This is a genomic window from Paraburkholderia susongensis (genome assembly GCF_900177725.1).
In the GTDB taxonomy this organism is placed as follows: domain Bacteria; phylum Pseudomonadota; class Gammaproteobacteria; order Burkholderiales; family Burkholderiaceae; genus Paraburkholderia; species Paraburkholderia susongensis.
In genome coordinates this window covers 962987-978660 of sequence record NZ_FXAT01000001.1, presented here as the reverse complement: position 1 = coordinate 978660, position 15674 = coordinate 962987, and the positions used below count along the sequence as shown (strand labels likewise).

The 15674-nt window shown below is 65.6% G+C and carries 10 protein-coding genes; 5 read left to right on the top strand and 5 right to left on the bottom strand.

Going from position 1 to position 15674, the window contains the following annotated elements:
• The first annotated feature begins 12 nt into the window (after positions 1 to 12).
• From B9Z01_RS04475 to B9Z01_RS04465, 3 genes are all read left to right on the top strand, one after another.
• Positions 13 to 1770: a cation:proton antiporter gene (locus tag B9Z01_RS04475; RefSeq protein ID WP_085481003.1), complete on the top strand. Its 1758-nt coding sequence runs from the start codon at positions 13 to 15 to the stop codon at positions 1768 to 1770.
• 161 nt (positions 1771 to 1931) lie between these two features.
• Entirely contained in the window at positions 1932 to 3431 is a 1500-nt protein-coding gene (locus tag B9Z01_RS04470; RefSeq protein WP_085481002.1) for a gamma-glutamyl-gamma-aminobutyrate hydrolase family protein, read from the top strand.
• Between the two features lie 419 nt (positions 3432 to 3850).
• Positions 3851 to 4570, top strand: a complete 720-nt coding sequence (locus B9Z01_RS04465; RefSeq protein ID WP_085481001.1) for a DUF2968 domain-containing protein — start codon at positions 3851 to 3853, stop codon at positions 4568 to 4570.
• Positions 4571 to 4745: 175 nt separating this feature from the next.
• Here B9Z01_RS04465 and B9Z01_RS04460 read toward each other — a convergent pair whose 3' ends face one another.
• Positions 4746 to 5936, bottom strand: coding sequence for a hypothetical protein (locus tag B9Z01_RS04460; protein ID WP_085481000.1), 1191 nt, complete (start codon positions 5934 to 5936; stop codon positions 4746 to 4748).
• Between the two features lie 304 nt (positions 5937 to 6240).
• Positions 6241 to 6765, bottom strand: coding sequence for a GNAT family N-acetyltransferase (locus B9Z01_RS04455; protein WP_085480999.1), 525 nt, complete (start codon positions 6763 to 6765; stop codon positions 6241 to 6243).
• A gap of 313 nt (positions 6766 to 7078) precedes the next feature.
• On the opposite strand from B9Z01_RS04455, the gene tcuC reads away from it, so the two are divergent.
• Positions 7079 to 8380 carry an MFS transporter gene (gene tcuC, locus B9Z01_RS04450; protein WP_085480998.1) on the top strand — a complete coding sequence of 434 codons (1302 nt, stop codon included), beginning with the start codon at positions 7079 to 7081 and terminating at the stop codon, positions 8378 to 8380.
• A gap of 139 nt (positions 8381 to 8519) precedes the next feature.
• Here tcuC and B9Z01_RS04445 read toward each other — a convergent pair whose 3' ends face one another.
• Entirely contained in the window at positions 8520 to 10367 is a 1848-nt protein-coding gene (locus B9Z01_RS04445) for a tetratricopeptide repeat protein (RefSeq protein WP_085480997.1), read from the bottom strand.
• Between the two features lie 249 nt (positions 10368 to 10616).
• Here B9Z01_RS04445 and B9Z01_RS04440 point away from each other — a divergent pair, with 249 nt between their 5' ends.
• Entirely contained in the window at positions 10617 to 12353 is a 1737-nt protein-coding gene (locus tag B9Z01_RS04440) for an FAD-dependent monooxygenase (RefSeq protein WP_085480996.1), read from the top strand.
• Positions 12354 to 12435: 82 nt separating this feature from the next.
• Here B9Z01_RS04440 and B9Z01_RS04435 read toward each other — a convergent pair whose 3' ends face one another.
• Together B9Z01_RS04435 and fdhF are read right to left on the bottom strand one after the other, a co-directional pair.
• Positions 12436 to 12693, bottom strand: coding sequence for a formate dehydrogenase subunit delta (locus B9Z01_RS04435; RefSeq protein ID WP_085480995.1), 258 nt, complete (start codon positions 12691 to 12693; stop codon positions 12436 to 12438).
• Positions 12694 to 12701: 8 nt separating this feature from the next.
• Positions 12702 to 15659: a formate dehydrogenase subunit alpha gene (gene fdhF / locus B9Z01_RS04430; protein ID WP_085480994.1), complete on the bottom strand. Its 2958-nt coding sequence runs from the start codon at positions 15657 to 15659 to the stop codon at positions 12702 to 12704.
• Positions 15660 to 15674: the final 15 nt, after the last annotated feature.

The following is a 15674-nucleotide window of genomic DNA, read 5'->3' as shown; positions in this document are numbered from 1 at the left end:
GGAAAGGCGTTCATGCACCAGGGTATTGGCTTCATTCAGGATCTGGCCGTCGTGATGGCGCTGGCCGGCGTCGTCACCGTGCTGTTCCATCGCCTGAAGCAGCCGGTGGTGCTGGGCTATATCGCCGCCGGGCTCATCATCGGGCCGTACACGCCGCCGTTCCAGCTGATCCACGACGAACAGACCATCCAGACGCTCGGCGAACTCGGCGTCGTGTTCCTGATGTTTTCGCTCGGCCTCGAATTCAGCCTGCGCAAGCTGTTCAAGGTCGGCGCGACGGCGATCGTCGCCGCGCTCTCCGAGATCGTGCTGATGCTGTGGATCGGCTACGAGATCGGCAGCGCGTTCGGCTGGAGCCCGATGGATTCGCTGTTCCTCGGCGCGATCCTCGCGATCTCGTCGACGACGATCATCGTGAAGGCGCTGTCCGACCTCGGGCTCAAGCGCGAGAGCTTCGCGCAGCTCGTGTTCGGCATCCTGATCGTCGAGGACATTCTCGGCATCGCGATGCTCGTGCTGCTGACCGGCATCGCGCAAACCGGGCAACTCTCCGCCGGGCTCGCCGCGGTCACGCTCGGCAAGCTGCTGCTCTTCATGACGGTGTCGCTGATCGTCGGCGTGCTGCTCGTGCCGCGCGCGCTCAATTACGTCGCGCGCACCCGCAGCGACGAGATGCTGCTCGTGTCCGTGCTCGGCTTCTGCTTCGGCTTCTGTCTGCTGGTGGTCAAGCTCGATTACAGCATTGCGCTCGGCGCGTTCCTGATCGGCGCGATCATGGCCGAGTCGCGCCATCTGCATCGCATCGAGCATCTGATCGCGCCGCTGCGCGACGCGTTTTCCGCGATCTTCTTCGTGACGATCGGGCTCATGCTGAACCCGGCCGTGCTGCTCGACTACGGATGGCCGATCGCGATCATCACGCTCGCGGTGATCGTCGGCAAGATCGTCTCGTGCGGGCTCGGCACCTTTCTCTCGGGGCAGGACGCGCGCACGTCGATGCGCGTGGGCATGACCGTTTCGCAGATCGGCGAGTTCTCGTTCATCATCGCGTCGCTCGGCGTGACGCTGAAGGTGACGAGCGCGTTTCTGTATCCGATTGCGGTCGCGGTGTCGGCGCTGACCACGCTGCTCACGCCGTATCTGATCCGCGCCGCCGATCCGCTCACGCGCAGCATCGCGCGGGCGATGCCCGATACGCTTTCCAATGTCTTCGGCATGTACGGGCAATGGCTGCGCAGCCTGAGCACGGAGCGCGGCGAGCCGACGCTGTTCAGCATGACGCGGCGGATCATCGTGCAGATCGCAGTGAATCTGGCGCTCGTCGCGGCGATTTTTCTGACCGTGTCGTATAGCGCGCCGCAGACCGGCAGGGTGCTGGCGCACTGGCTCGGCGAGGAGTCGCTGCAGCGTGTCGTGCAATGGAGCGTGGCGCTCGTCGTGGCGTTGCCGTTTCTCGTGGCTGTGTATCGCAAGACGAAGTCGCTCGCGCTGCTGCTCTCGGAAGTCAGCGTGCAGCCCGCGACGGCGGGGCGCTTCACGAGCGCGCTGCGCCACGCGATCGCCGACCTCGTGCCGATCGTCTCGATGATCGGCGTGTTTCTGCTCGTGGCCGCGCTGTCGAGCAGCATCCTGCCGCCTACCGGGCTGCTCGTCGCGGTGCTGGTCTGCGCGGCGCTGCTGCTTGCGCTCGTGTGGCGCTGGTGCGTGAAGATCCACGCGTCGATGCAGATTGCCTTGCGGGAAACTTTCGAAGAACAGCCGGACCCTTGAGTTATTGCTTAGTTATCGATGGGTCATCGATGGACGCCGCCGCTTCCTGTCACGCTTCGCAACAATGTGAGCAATTGTGTGCGGGTTTGCCGGGCCTGTTGCGCTGACGGATAATCAGGGCATATTCATTCGTTCGCGTGGAAGGCGCCCGTCCGACAGTCATGAGCGAAAACAAACCCGAAAACGCCGGCACGGCCGGTAGTCCCCCGCCAGCGTCGGGCTCGCCCGCGCCGTCAGGCACACCGAAATCCGGCTCCGCGCCGCTCGAGCCGGCAGCCTCCTCGCCGCCGCCGCATGAAGACGCCATCCGGTTGCCGGAGTCGCCGGCCAGAAACACGCCGAGTCTCGCTGACGAGAAAGCGGCCGCGATGTCGTCGACCGACGATCCGATCAGCGCGTCGACGGTGACGCCCGAAGCGCCGCAAACGGCCCGGCAACGCGACGCGGCCGAGGCGCGCAGCGCCGCCGCGGCATCCACCGCGCAGCAGGAGGCCGCGGTTCACGAGCGCGAAGCGCGCCGCGCCGGCACGCAGGCGGCGAGCGCGCGGGCGACTGCGAAGGCTGGGCCGGCGTTCGCGGGCAGCGAGACGCCTGTGGGCACGGCAACCCGCACCGTGGGCACCGCAGGCGCCTCGGCCGCCGCAACCGACGACGTTCCCGCCACCCAGGACGCCGCCGCCTCCACCGCGCGTCCGACCGGCGCGCCGCCGCCCGGATTCGGCGCGGCGCCCGATTTCAGCGCGACCAATCCGCCGCCGCCCAATGCATTCCCGCCGTCGCCGCCGCGCTATCTGAAGCAGAACGATTCGGCGTGGAGCGTGTTTGGCCGCATCATCGCGGCGCGCGCGCGGCAACTGTTCGATCGCGCCGGGCAGCGGATCACCCAGCGCACGCTGCGCATCGGCGTGTCGGCGCGCATCTTCCATCCGGAGCCGGGTGCGAAGGGGTTGCGCGGCAAGACCTTGCAATATCTCGAGGAATCGATCGCGCACTGGGTGATGTCGCGCGACGTGATCGTGTTCATGATTCCGACCGTCGGTCATCAGGGCATGCTGCACCCGAGCAACATCCGCTTGCGCGACTACGCGAAGCATCTCGACGGTCTGTTGCTGCAAGGCGGCTCCGACGTCTCGCCGCAATCGTATGCGGAAACGGCGACGAGCCCCGAATGGCCCGGCGACCGCGTGCGCGACATGTACGAACTCGAGCTGCTGCACGAGTTCATCGAGTCGGGCAAGCCGGTGCTCGGCGTATGCCGCGGCTGCCAGCTAATCAACGTCGCGTTTGGCGGCACGTTGTATCAGGACATCGCGACCGATGTGCCGACCGCCGGCGTGCACGTCAGCGAAAACTACGATCAGCACCGCCACGGTGTTCATTTTCCGGATGGCTCGACGCTGCTCAACATGTTCCCGGGGCGGCGCGACGCGATCGTCAACTCGATTCACCATCAGGCGGTGAAGACGCTTGGCCGCGATCTCAACATCGAGGCGGTGTCGGCGGCGGACGGCATCATCGAGGCCGTGCGCTACCGGCGCGCGCCGTTCGTGATGGGCGTGCAGTGGCATCCGGAGTTTCATCGCGCGGGCGGGCCGGAGTTGCTCGATTGCACGCCTTTGCTCGATACGTTCCTGCGGGTGGCGCGCGAAACGCGGTTTTGAGGTGGCGAGGTATGGCCGCCCGCGTGTGATCGCGAGTGCGCTTTTCCGTTTTTCTGGCAGGTCTGTTTGCTCTGTTCGACGCGTCGCCGCGATCTGCGGCGGCGCGTTTTCTTCGGTCGTTCCCGTTGTTGTCCTTGCTGTTCTCTTTTGCTTGTCTCCGTCTCCTTCGTTGTCCTGTTGCTGGTCCGCATAGGCTGCCCGCACGCATTCGCGGTCGCGGTTTTTTATCGGGATAATCAGGACTCCAAGTCGTTGCCCGATCGTCATCAATTTACGGCTGTCATTTCGGGAACGCGCGAGTTTTTTGCGACCGACGTATCTCGATTTTGAGTGTATTGAGATAGCGGCTCGGTGTTTCGCCTAGCAGCCAATCCGCGCGATAATCCGCGGCTATTCCGGATTTGCGTGGAGCAGGCAGTATGAGGTTTCCCTTGATAGTTCAACGCACGATGCTGGTCGCGGGCGCGTATGTGCTCTGGCATGCCGGCGCCGTGCAGGCGGCGCAGGACGGCACGGTCGCGCCGGTAGCCGGTACGCGGCCCGCCATGAGCGAGCTGACGCCGCAACCCGGCGCCGCTGCGTTTGCAAATACGCCCTTGGCATCGAGCGTACCGGCAACGCCGGGCGGCGCGCGAGGCGATGTCGCCGAACTGATGCAACTGATTCACGACGCGAACCTGAATGAACTGCGCACCACGTACAACGGCAACTACGGTGCAAGCCTGTTTTTCCATCCGTCGCGGATGACGTACTACATCGCGCTATTTCAGGACAAACATTTCTGGCGCGTGATCAAGTCCGAAGACGTCGAGCGTGCTGAAGCCATCTACGCCAATTTCGCGCAGCAAACGACGCAACTCGCGGATGTCGAGATTCGCCGCACGCGATTGCAGGCGCAGACCGCGTATCTGCAGGGCATCATCGCGACATCGCAGGAACAGGCGCAACGCTTGCAGGCCGATCTCGACGTCGCGCGTACGCAGCAGGCCAAGGCCGACGACTATCAGCGGCAAGCGCGAGGCGAGGCGCTCACGCTGCACGCGGAGCGGGACAAGGCGCAGGCGCAATTGCGTCAGGTGCAAAGCGAGATCACGCAGTTGCGGCAACAGACGGAAGCCGGTTTGCCTGTGCAGAAATAGCAGCATCGACGGACGACAAAAAGCCCGCCTCTGTGGTGAACTGCACCCCGGAAAGTTGGACACCCGTCCAACGATTGGGGTGCAGTTCAGTGGACAGAGCCGGGCTTTTTGCGTCGATTCGGTCGAGGAATGGATTCGAATGACGGAACCGGATAACGGCGCGCGGACGATCAACTCACTTCGCGAATTGCTCTGGAATTTCGGTGACGCGGCGCTGCGAGATGTGATTCATCCACGCCGTGCCGCTGCCCGCCGACGGATCAGTCGACGCGGCAGGGCGGGGCAGCGATGCGATGTCGCGTACATACGTGGCGGCGGATGTCATCACGGCGGTGTATTCGTTGTTAGTGAACCGCGGTTGTGCTTGTGCTCGTGCCTGCGTGGGCAGCGCGTCGGCTCGTGCAGCCGGATGCGCGTGCAATCGAAGCGACACGATCGGCGCGGCACGTGTGTGCGCGACGCGCGGTTTGCCGTGGGCTGGCGACGTCAGATACGACGCGCCGCCATACTCTGGCTTGCGATGCGCCTTTGGGTGCAGCACGTCGCGCGGATGCGGATGCGCCTTGGGACGCAGCACGCCGCGCGGATGAGCATGCACTGTGGCGAGCGGATTGCCTGAGCGGGTTGGCTCGCTCTGCGTCGCCGTTTCCTGAGCCGCAGCCGCCACCGGTGCGGGCGTGGAACCAGACGCGGGCTGCACTGGCGCCGCTGGCGAAACCGGACCATCGGCCTTGCCAGCGGCAACCGTTTGCCGAGGCGGAATCTGAACATTGGTGTTGCCCACGACAGGCGCCTGCCGAGCCGCAACACCATCGCGCGGGCGATCCTTCTCCAACTGCGCGTCGCGACGGGCCATTGTCACGTTCACGGGCCTGAGCAGTTCGCTCGCTATCTGACGAGGCGTGAGATGCTGACCAAGCGCCATCCACACAAGCAGGGCCCCGCCGCCGGCTATGCAGGCGGCGCCCGCCATCACACTCCAATGCCGTGAAGCGCGACGCCTCGCCTTTCGGGACGGGCGAACCTTGAGCTGGATTCGCATCGGCAGCTGGGTGTTTGGCCGCGGAACATCGCCGCGTATTGTGTTGACGTTGGCGATCACGGCGGGCTGCGCATCTCTCGCCGCAGGCGCGGCCGCATGTTGCACATCGAGAGGCTGCCACTTGCAACGCGCGAAGATGTCTTCGTTGCGTATGCAGGCGGTGCGCAGCAGCGCTGCATAGAGCGATTCGAGTTCCGTGCGCCAGCTGTGGCTGGGGGCGAGCGTTGCCCAGTCGCGGCCGAATGACTCGGGTAGATGTTCGAACGGGCGCAGGCGTGGTAGCGCGTAAGCACCTTCGATCAAGGTGAACGGAGTGCTGGACATGGGTTTCTTCCGGTGCACGATGACGGGGCCGCTGGTGGGCCGTCACAGGATCTGGGGACGTTGATGGCGACTCGGTGCGAGCTCAGGCTGCCACCGAATTCCGCACCCCGGTCCAGACACCTGACGCAGCACGACGAGAGGAGGCATTACCTTGTGAAGCCATCGGCAACAGAAAATGATGCTTCGAAACAGTCCGTTCTGACGATCGGACTGTTCTGAAAATGACCGCGTCGCTTGGGGATCCGGGCGCGAACATTCCCGACTATTCCATTGACGTGCCCAGCAACGCCAATGGCCGGCAATCTCAGGGATTCAACCGGTACACATACCGCAACGCGGTGATGTCCACGCCGCCCATATGATCCGGCTCCGCGCCGACGAACTTCCAGCCGTGCCGCTCATAAAAGCCGATCGCCGGCGTGTTGCCCTCGAGCACGTACAGATACAGCTGCGTTTCTCCCTGTGTGCGCGCCCAGTCTTCGGCGGCGCGCATCAGCAGCTTGCCGACGCCGATGCCCTGGTAGCGAGGCAGCGCGTGCAGATTGTCGAGCAACACGCCCCACGTGGATTCCGGCTGACGCTCGACGCACACGAAGCCGGTCGGCTCGCCGGCGAGCTCGGCGATCAGCACGATGCGGCGCTCGCCGCCGGGAGCGCGAAGGCGTGCTGCCCAGTAGGTGGCGCGTTCGCGCGTGACTTCGCCGTCGAGGAACGTGTCGGGCAACAGGTCGCGATAGGTGGCCTGCCAACTGGCGCTGTGAATCGACGCAATGAGCGCGGCGTCCTCGATGGTCGCGGGGCGCAGCGAAAGAGCAGGGGTGGTTCGCATCGGGGTAAGAATCAACTCAATGGTGTTGCACGAAAAGCCTACCGCGTTGCGTGCCGGTCTCGCGCGTAAGCGAACTGTATGCATTTCGCGACGGCGCTATCAGCAGTAACATTACGTGGCGCGGGCTCCGCATGAATCACAAGGTTTACCCTGATACCGGTTAAGCGCTTTGAGCCGCAAAATGCGGCGCCCCAAGGCGCGCTTTTCCGTTCGTCTGTGGCATCCGCTTGCCAAACGCAGTGGATCGTTTCAACTGCCCGATCGCTTCTGTCCATTCCCATCGAACAGGGCGGCGGGTTTATCTGAGAGTGTCATGTCTACTGCGACCCCCGCTACTTCCGCCACGGAAGAATCCAAAGTCAAGACAGTTTTCCGCGTTGTCAGCGGCAACTTTCTTGAGATGTATGACTTCATGGTTTATGGCTACTACGCTTCGGCGATCGCCAAGACCTATTTCCCGAGCGGCAACGCATTCGCCTCGCTGATGCTGTCGCTATCCGTGTTCGGCGCGGGCTTCCTGATGCGCCCGATCGGCGCGATCGTGCTCGGCGCCTACATCGACCATCACGGTCGCCGCAAAGGCCTGATCCTCACGCTGAGCCTGATGGCGCTCGGCACGCTCACTGTCGCGGCGATTCCAGGCTACGCGACCATCGGTCTCGTCGCGCCGGTGCTCGTGCTGCTCGGCCGTCTGTTGCAGGGCTTCTCCGCCGGTGTCGAACTCGGCGGCGTGTCCGTGTATCTGTCGGAGATCGCCACCAAGGGCAACAAGGGCTTTTACTGCTCGTGGCAGTCCGGCAGCCAGCAGGTCGCGGTGGTGTTCGCCGCGCTGATCGGCGTGCTGCTCAACAAGATTCTGCCCGCCGACCAGATGACCGCATGGGGCTGGCGCGTGCCGTTCCTGATCGGCTGTCTGATCGTGCCGTTCCTGTTCATCATCCGCCGCTCGTTGCAGGAAACCGAGGAGTTCGCGGCGCGCAAGCATCGTCCAAGCATGGGCGAGATCATGAAGTCGATGGCCGAGCACTATCCCATCGTGCTCGGCGGCATGGGCATGGTCATCATGACGACCGTGTCGTTCTACATGATTACCGCGTACACGCCGACCTTCGGCAAGGAAGTGCTCAAGCTCTCGTCCATCGACACGCTCGTCGTCACGGTCTGCGTCGGTCTCTCGAACCTGGTCTGGCTGCCGCTCTCGGGCGCGCTGTCGGACCGTATCGGCCGCCGTCCGGTGCTGATCGTGTTCACGATCCTGACGATCATCACGGCGTATCCGGCGCTGCAGTGGCTCGTTGCCGAGCCGTCGTTCGCGCGTCTGCTCGCCGTGCAGTTGTGGCTGTCGTTCCTGTACGGTTGCTATAACGGCGCGATGGTCGTGGCGCTGACCGAAGTGATGCCGGTCGAAGTGCGCACCGCCGGTTTCTCGCTCGCGTACAGTCTTGCAACGACGATCGGCGGCTTCACGCCGGCCATCGCCACGCTGCTCATTCACGTGACGAGCAACAAGGCGGCGCCGGGTCTGTTCCTCGGCGTGGCGGCGATCTGCGGCCTGCTGGCGACGCTGTTCCTGTATCGCACGCCGGAATCACGCAATCAGTACCGGGCAGCCTGACGCGCTACCTAGTGTTCTGAAACGGAAAACCCCCGCGAATGCGGGGGTTTTTGTTTTGCGGCGCATGAAGTGACGGCCAATGAAGCGAAGGCCCATGACGTGCCGCGCGCGTTTCGATCAGACAAGGCGGCGCTCGCCGCTAGCCGTTGCGCAATTCCTTCGCCACCACGTCGACGACCTCGTCCCACGCGCCGGGCCGCGGCTGACGCACGAGCGTTGCGCCCGGATACCACGGGCTGCGTGTATCGCCATCGAACCAGCGCCAGTCGGCGGCGAACGGCAGCATCAGCCAGAGTGGCTTGCGCAGCGCGCCGGCCAGGTGCGCGATCGACGTATCGATCGACACGACCGCGTCGAGCCGCGCGACGATCGCCGCGGTATCGGCGAAGTCGCCGATACGCCTGTCGAGGCGATGAATCGATCCGGCGCGCGGATGCGCGTCGAGCGCCGCGCGTTCCTCGTCGCTGAGATCGGGCTGCAGCACGATCCAGTCGATGCCGTCGAGCGCGAAGAGCGGATCGAGCGCGGCGAGCGGCATCGAGCGCGTTTCGTTGCGCTGGATGCGTCCCGACCACGCGAGCCCGATCTTGCGTTTCGCCTGGCCGCCGAGCGAGCCGCGCCATTTGCGGCCGTAGGCAGGCGGCACGCTCAGATACGGCGTGTGGCCCGGAATCGTGTCGTAGCTCGTGCCGAGCGCGAGCGGCAGACTCAACAGCGGAATCTGCAGATCGGCGGCGGGGCGCGGCTGGCCCTGCGCGATCAGCGTCACGCGCCACGCCTGCGCGGCGGGCGCGAGGAGCGGCAGCAACGGCGGCTGCACTTCGAGCACGACGCGCGCAGCGCGCTGCGCGACGAGCGGCATGAAGCGCACGAACTGCAGCGTGTCGCCTAAACCCTGTTCGGCATGGACCAGCAGCGTGCGCTGTTCGATCGGCTCGCCGTGCCAGCGCGGCAGTGTCTCGATGACCGGTTGCGCAACGATTTGCGAGCGCCATTCGTATTCCGGCAGCCCGCGTGCGAAATCGCGCATCGCGAGCCACGCAAGCGCGCGGTTCATATGCGCGGACGCGAGATCGGGACTCAGGCGCAGCGCCTGATCGAGCGCGCGCACCGCGGCCGTATGCGCGCCGAGCGCCTGATGCACGGCGCCGAGGGCGAGCCACGCGAGCGCGAATTGCGGGTCGAGACCGACCGCGCGCTCCAGATACGGTTGCGCCTGCCCGGGGCGGCCGAGCGCCGCGAGCGCGTTGCCCATCCCGTAGATCGCGGGCGGCAGGTTCGGCTGCAGGCGCAGCACCGCTTCGAACGACGCGACCGCTTCGGCATGACGGCCGGTGGCGTCGAAGGTATTGGCGAGATTGAAGTGCGCGGCGACGAAGCGCGGCTCGGCGGCGAGCGCGGCTTCGAAGCAGGGCACGGCTTCGTGCGGGCGATCGAGCGCGTTCAGCGACATACCCATGTTGTTCAGCGCGCCCGCGTGGCCGGGGCGCAGCTCGAGCGTGCGCCTGAACGACGTGATCGCCTCTTCATGGCGGCCGAGCGCGTGCAGCGCGTTGCCGAGATTGTTGTGCGAGGACACGTCGTCCGGTTGCAGGCGCAGCGATCGCTCGAACGCGTCGGCGGCGTCTTCGTGACGGCCCACCGACGCATACGCGTTGCCGAGGTTGTAGTGCGCCATCGGGAACGTCGGCGCGAGCGTGAGCGCGTTGCGGAACTGTTCGATCGCCGCGTCGATCTGGCCGAGCGCCTTCAGCGCGTTGCCGAGGTTCAGTTGCAGCGCGGCGTCTTCGGGGCGCAGATTGACCGCGCGCCGCACGAGCGCCACGGCTTCCTCGTGCTGGCCCTGTTGATGGCGCAGCACGCCGAGCAGGTGCAGCGCGTCGACGTGGCTGGGATTGTGCTCGAGCGTGGCGCGGTAGTCGCGCTCGGCGTCGTCGAGGCGGCCGTCACGATGCGCCGCGAACGCGCGGTCAAATACAGGTTGCATGACGGAGGAATGGCATTCGGATCAGACTGAGGCCGCATTTTCCCACACTTGGCGCGGGGAGCCCGGATTTGGGCGGGGGACCGGAAGGACGGGGCAAGGTACGGCACGATGGCCGGCAACACGACTTGCCTGTGCGATGCACGATGCGCCGCCGTACCCCACCAGCCGCTTCCACGATTGATGCAGCGCACGCGTGTGTGCATTATCGGCGGCGTACACTAGAGCGCATTGTTGCCGCCGGAGTTCTGCATGGACGCTGCCGCATACGATGCGTCGCCAGTGCTGATCGTCGGGGCCGGTCCCACCGGACTTGCCGCAGCGTTGAGTCTCGCGCGTGCCCATATTCCCGTGCGTCTGATCGACAAGGCGCTGCAGCCGAATCCGCATTCGCGCGCGATCGGCATTCAGGCCCGCACGCTCGAGCTGCTCGAGCAGCACCGGCTGATCGAACCGTTTCTCGAACTCGGCCATCGCGCGCGCGTCGCGAATCTCTTCTCGAACGGCATGCGGCTCGCGCAGCTCGATTTCGATCCGCTGCACACGCGCTATCCGTATCTGCTGTTTCTCGAACAATCGACCACCGAGCGGCTGCTCACCGAGCATCTCGCCACGCTCGGCGTGACGGTCGAGCGCGGCGTCGAACTGACGATGTTCATGCAAGGCTCGGCGAGCATTCAGGCGACGCTGCGCCGCGCGGACGGCCACACCGAACCGATGCGTCCGTCGTACCTGATCGCCGCCGACGGCGCGCATAGCTCGATCCGCCAGCGGCTCGGCCTGAGCTTCGAGGGCAAGACCTTCGAGCAGACCTTCCTGCTCGCCGACCTGCGCGCCGAAACCGACTGGCCCGACGACGAGTTCCACATCTTCGCGTCCGGCGAGGGGCTGGTCGCGCTCTTTCCGATGGGCCACGGCCGCCATCGGCTGATCGCCGATCATGCGGCCCGGCCGTTCGGCATCGCCGTACCGCCGGCGTCCGCGGCGCCCGGCGAGTCACCGTCGGCCCCGGTACTGGACCCAGACCTGGCGCCGTCGCTCGAACAATGCAAGGCGCTGATCGCGCGGCGCGTGCGCGAGCGCGTCGACGTATCGGATCTCGCGTGGTCCTCGTATTTCCACGTCAATAGCCGGATGGTGGACCGCCTGCGCGTGGGCCGCATCTTTCTTGCCGGTGACGCCGCGCACGTGCACAGTCCGGCCGGTGCGCAGGGCTTGAACACGGGTATCCAGGAAGCGCTCAACCTCGGCTGGAAGCTCGCGCGCGTGATCCGCGGCGCGGCGCCGGACCGCCTGCTCGACACGTATCACCTCGAACGGCATCCGATCGAGCGCGAGGTGCTGCGCCAGACCGGCTTCATCATGCAGATGGCCGAGGCTGGTCATGGTCCGCTCAAGCTGCTGCGCGAGCGCGTGATGCCGGTGCTCGCCGCGCTCGGTCCGCTGCGCGACGCCGCGCGCGCGACGATCAGCGAGTTGTCGATCCAGTACCGGCGCAGTCCGCTCACGTTCGAGCGCGTGCTCGACGGCGGCCCGCGTGCGGGCGAACGCGCACCCGATGCGCTCGTGCATGTCGTCGATGGGCCGCTTGGGCGCGCGCCCGGCGTGGGTTGCATCTTCGATCTGCACGATCCGGCGTTTTTCTCGCTGTTTCTGCTCGTGCCGCCGTTGCCCGTCGACGGCACGCCGCTCGATCCCGCCGCGAAGCATGCGCCGCCGCCGGACCCGGAGGTGGAGAAGCTCGCGGCCGAGATCGAGCGCCTGCTGCCGGGCGCGGTGCGGATCTGGCGCATTACCGATACGAGCGGTGACGGTGGTCCCGCGCTTGCCGAATCGTATGGACGCACGCGGCCGTCGTTTTATCTCGTGCGGCCCGATGGGTATATCAGTGCGCGCGGACGGACCGGATCGGATCTGCTCGGTCTGCTGCGGCACTGCGAGGCGTGGTTCGCGGTGGGGGGCGAGGTGCCGGAGCGGGTGGCGTTGTGATGGCGAGCGCCGCCTGGGCGTGAGCTGCGGCTCGGGCCGCGGCGGCTTAAATCGCCGTAGCGGGCTGAGACGCCGAAGCGACCTAAGCCGTCGTCGAGGTCTCCACCGGCGTCAACTGCGCGCGATGCCCGACGATCGCCTCGCGCACGAAGTCCGATAGCGCAATGTCATACGCATCCGGCGCTTCGTCGAGCGTCGCGAGCAGCGCGCGCCGCATGCGCGGCTCCCAGAAGCGGCGGATGTGTTCGGCGACGCCGGTCAGCGCCTCTTCGTGGTCCGGCATCGATTCGAAGAAGTCGCCGATCCGGTTCGCCATGTCGATCAGATTCCGATTGTCCATCGCTCGCCTCACTTGCCCGCGCTTACGTTGGCCAACTCGCGCTGCCTGAGCAATTCGAGCTGTTCGTGGTTGAAGCGCGAATAGTCCTTCTGCCATTGCGACGGTTGCTCGACCGGCATCACCTGCACCGCGGTCACCTTGTATTCGGGGCAGTTGGTCGCCCAATCGGAGCTGTCGGTCGTAATCACGTTCGCGCCCGATTCGGGGAAGTGGAACGTCGTGTAGACCACGCCCGGCTGCATCCGCGAAGTCACCTTCGCGCGCAGCACGGTCTGGCCTGCGCGCGATTCGATGCCGACCCAGTCGCCTGTCTTGATGCCGCGTTCTTCCGCGTCGTGCGGATGCAGTTCGAGCCGGTCCTCGTCATGCCAGCGCGAGTTGTCGGTGCGGCGCGTCTGCGCGCCGACGTTGTATTGCGAGAGGATGCGGCCGGTCGTCAGCAGCAGCGGATACTTGCGCGTGACCTTTTCCGGCGATGCGATGAACTTCGTAATCACGAAGCGGCCCTTGCCGCGCACGAAGGTATCGACGTGCATGGTCGGCGTGCCGTCGGGCGCGTCTTCGTTGCACGGCCACTGGAGGCTGCCGAGCTCGTCGAGCTTCCGATACGACACGCCGTGGAAGGTCGGCGTGAGTCGCGCGATCTCGTCCATGATCTCCGACGGATGCGTGTAGTTCATTTCGTAGCCGAGCGCGTGCGAGAGCAGCAGCGTGACTTCCCAGTCCGCGTAACCTGCGAGCGGCGGCATCACCTTGCGCACGCGCGAGATACGGCGCTCGGCATTCGTGAAGGTGCCGTCCTTTTCGAGGAACGACGAGCCGGGCAGCAGCACGTGCGCGTACTTGGCGGTCTCGTTGAGGAAAATGTCCTGCACGACGATGCATTCCATCGACGACAACGCCGCCGCCACATGATGTGTGTTCGGGTCCGACTGCACGATGTCCTCGCCCTGGCAGTAGAGACCCATGAAGCTGCCGTGCAGCGCGGCGTCGAACATGTTCGGAATGCGCAGGCCGGGCTCGGGTTGCAGCGTGACGCTCCATGCGTCTTCGAAGAGCGAACGCGTCACCGTGTCGCCGATATGGCGATAGCCCGGCAACTCGTGCGGGAACGAGCCCATGTCGCACGAGCCCTGCACGTTGTTCTGGCCGCGCAGCGGATTCACGCCGACGCCTTCGCGGCCGACGTTGCCGGTCGCCATCGCGAGGTTCGCGATACCGATCACCATCGTCGAGCCTTGCGCGTGTTCGGTGACGCCGAGCCCGTAGTAGATCGCGGCGTTGCCGCCGGTTGCGTAGATGCGGGCCGCTTCGCGCACCTGCTGGGCCGGCACGCCGGTCGCTGCTTCGGTTGCTTCCGGCGCGTTCTCCGGCAGCGCGGCGAAATCGCGCCACTGCTCGAACGCGCGCGTCTCGCAGCGCTCGGCGATGAATGCTTCGTTGAGCAGACCTTCGGTGACGATCACATGCGCGAGCGCGTTGATGATCGCGACGTTGGTGCCGGGCCGCAATTGCAGATGGTGCGATGCCTTCACATGCGGTGTGTCGACGATATCGATCCTGCGCGGATCGACGACGATCAGCTTTGCGCCTTCGCGCACGCGACGCTTTAGCCGCGAGCCGAACACCGGGTGGCCGTCGGTCGGATTCGCGCCGATCACCATGATGACGTCGGCTTTATCGACCGACGCGAACGTCTGCGTGCCCGCCGATTCGCCGAGCGTCGTCTTCAGGCCGTAGCCGGTCGGCGAATGGCACACGCGCGCGCAGGTGTCGACGTTGTTGTTGCCGAACGCGGCACGCACGAGCTTCTGCACGAGATACGTTTCTTCGTTCGTGCAGCGCGACGACGTGATGCCGCCGATCGAATCGCGCCCGTGCTTGGTCTGGATGCGGCGGAATTCCGACGCCGCATACGAGATCGCTTCGTCCCAGCTCACTTCGCGCCACGGGTCGGTGATCTTCGCGCGGATCATCGGCTTCGTGATGCGGTCCTTGTGCGTCGCGTAGCCCCAGGCGAAGCGGCCCTTCACGCACGCATGGCCTTCGTTGGCCTGGCCGTTCTTGTGCGGCACCATCCGCACGACCTGGTTGCCCTTCATCTCGGCCTTGAACGAGCAGCCGACGCCGCAATACGCGCAGGTCGTGACGACCGAATGCTCGGCCTGGCCGAGCATGACGACGCTCTTTTCCTGCAGGGTCGCGGTCGGGCACGCGGCCACGCACGCGCCGCACGAGACGCACTCCGATTCCATGAACGGCTGGTTTTCGCTGGCCGCGACGCGCGATTCGAAGCCGCGTCCGGCGATCGTCAGCGCGAACGTGCCCTGCGTTTCCTCGCACGCGCGCACGCAGCGATTGCAGACGATGCACTTCGACGGATCGTAGGTGAAGTACGGATTCGATTCGTCCTTCTGGTCCTTCAGATGATTCGCGCCGTCGAAGCCGTAGCGCACTTCGCGCAAGCCCGTCACGCCCGCCATGTCCTGCAGCTCGCAGTCGCCGTTGGCGGGGCAGGTGAGGCAGTCGAGCGGATGGTCGGAGATGTACAGTTCCATCACATTGCGGCGCAGCGTCTGCAGACGGTCAGTCTGTGTGCGCACCTTCATGCCGGCTTCGACCGGCGTCGTGCATGAAGCCGGATAGCCGCGCCGTCCTTCGATTTCGACGAGGCACAGGCGGCACGAGCCGAACGGTTCGAGCGAATCGGTCGCGCAGAGCTTCGGCACGTTGACGCCGGCTTCGATCGCCGCGCGCATCACCGACGTGCCGGCGGGCACGGTCACCGCCTGGCCGTCGATTTCGAGCGTGACGTCGACGTCGGCGTGACGCTCGGGTGTGCCGTAATCGATGTCGTCGGCGAAGGGGTTCAAAGCGGGGTTGGCGGCGCGTGCTTGCGCCTGCGACTTGCACGCGCAATTGCCTGAACCGCAGCCGCCAGTGGAGGAGTTGAACTGATCGGACATGATGTGGCTCCTGGG

Excerpts from the sequence above, each read along its gene's own strand:
- B9Z01_RS04475 (WP_085481003.1), top strand. The coding sequence starts at position 13 with ATGCACCAGGGTATTGGCTTCATTCAGGATCTGGCCGTCGTGATGGCG.
- fdhF (WP_085480994.1), bottom strand. The coding sequence starts at position 15,659 with ATGTCCGATCAGTTCAACTCCTCCACTGGCGGCTGCGGTTCAGGCAAT.
- B9Z01_RS04455 (WP_085480999.1), bottom strand. The coding sequence starts at position 6,765 with ATGCGAACCACCCCTGCTCTTTCGCTGCGCCCCGCGACCATCGAGGAC.
- B9Z01_RS04445 (WP_085480997.1), bottom strand. The coding sequence starts at position 10,367 with ATGCAACCTGTATTTGACCGCGCGTTCGCGGCGCATCGTGACGGCCGC.
- B9Z01_RS04440 (WP_085480996.1), top strand. The coding sequence starts at position 10,617 with ATGGACGCTGCCGCATACGATGCGTCGCCAGTGCTGATCGTCGGGGCC.
- B9Z01_RS04460 (WP_085481000.1), bottom strand. The coding sequence starts at position 5,936 with ATGTCCAGCACTCCGTTCACCTTGATCGAAGGTGCTTACGCGCTACCA.
- B9Z01_RS04435 (WP_085480995.1), bottom strand. The coding sequence starts at position 12,693 with ATGGACAATCGGAATCTGATCGACATGGCGAACCGGATCGGCGACTTC.
- tcuC (WP_085480998.1), top strand. The coding sequence starts at position 7,079 with ATGTCTACTGCGACCCCCGCTACTTCCGCCACGGAAGAATCCAAAGTC.
- B9Z01_RS04465 (WP_085481001.1), top strand. The coding sequence starts at position 3,851 with ATGAGGTTTCCCTTGATAGTTCAACGCACGATGCTGGTCGCGGGCGCG.
- B9Z01_RS04470 (WP_085481002.1), top strand. The coding sequence starts at position 1,932 with ATGAGCGAAAACAAACCCGAAAACGCCGGCACGGCCGGTAGTCCCCCG.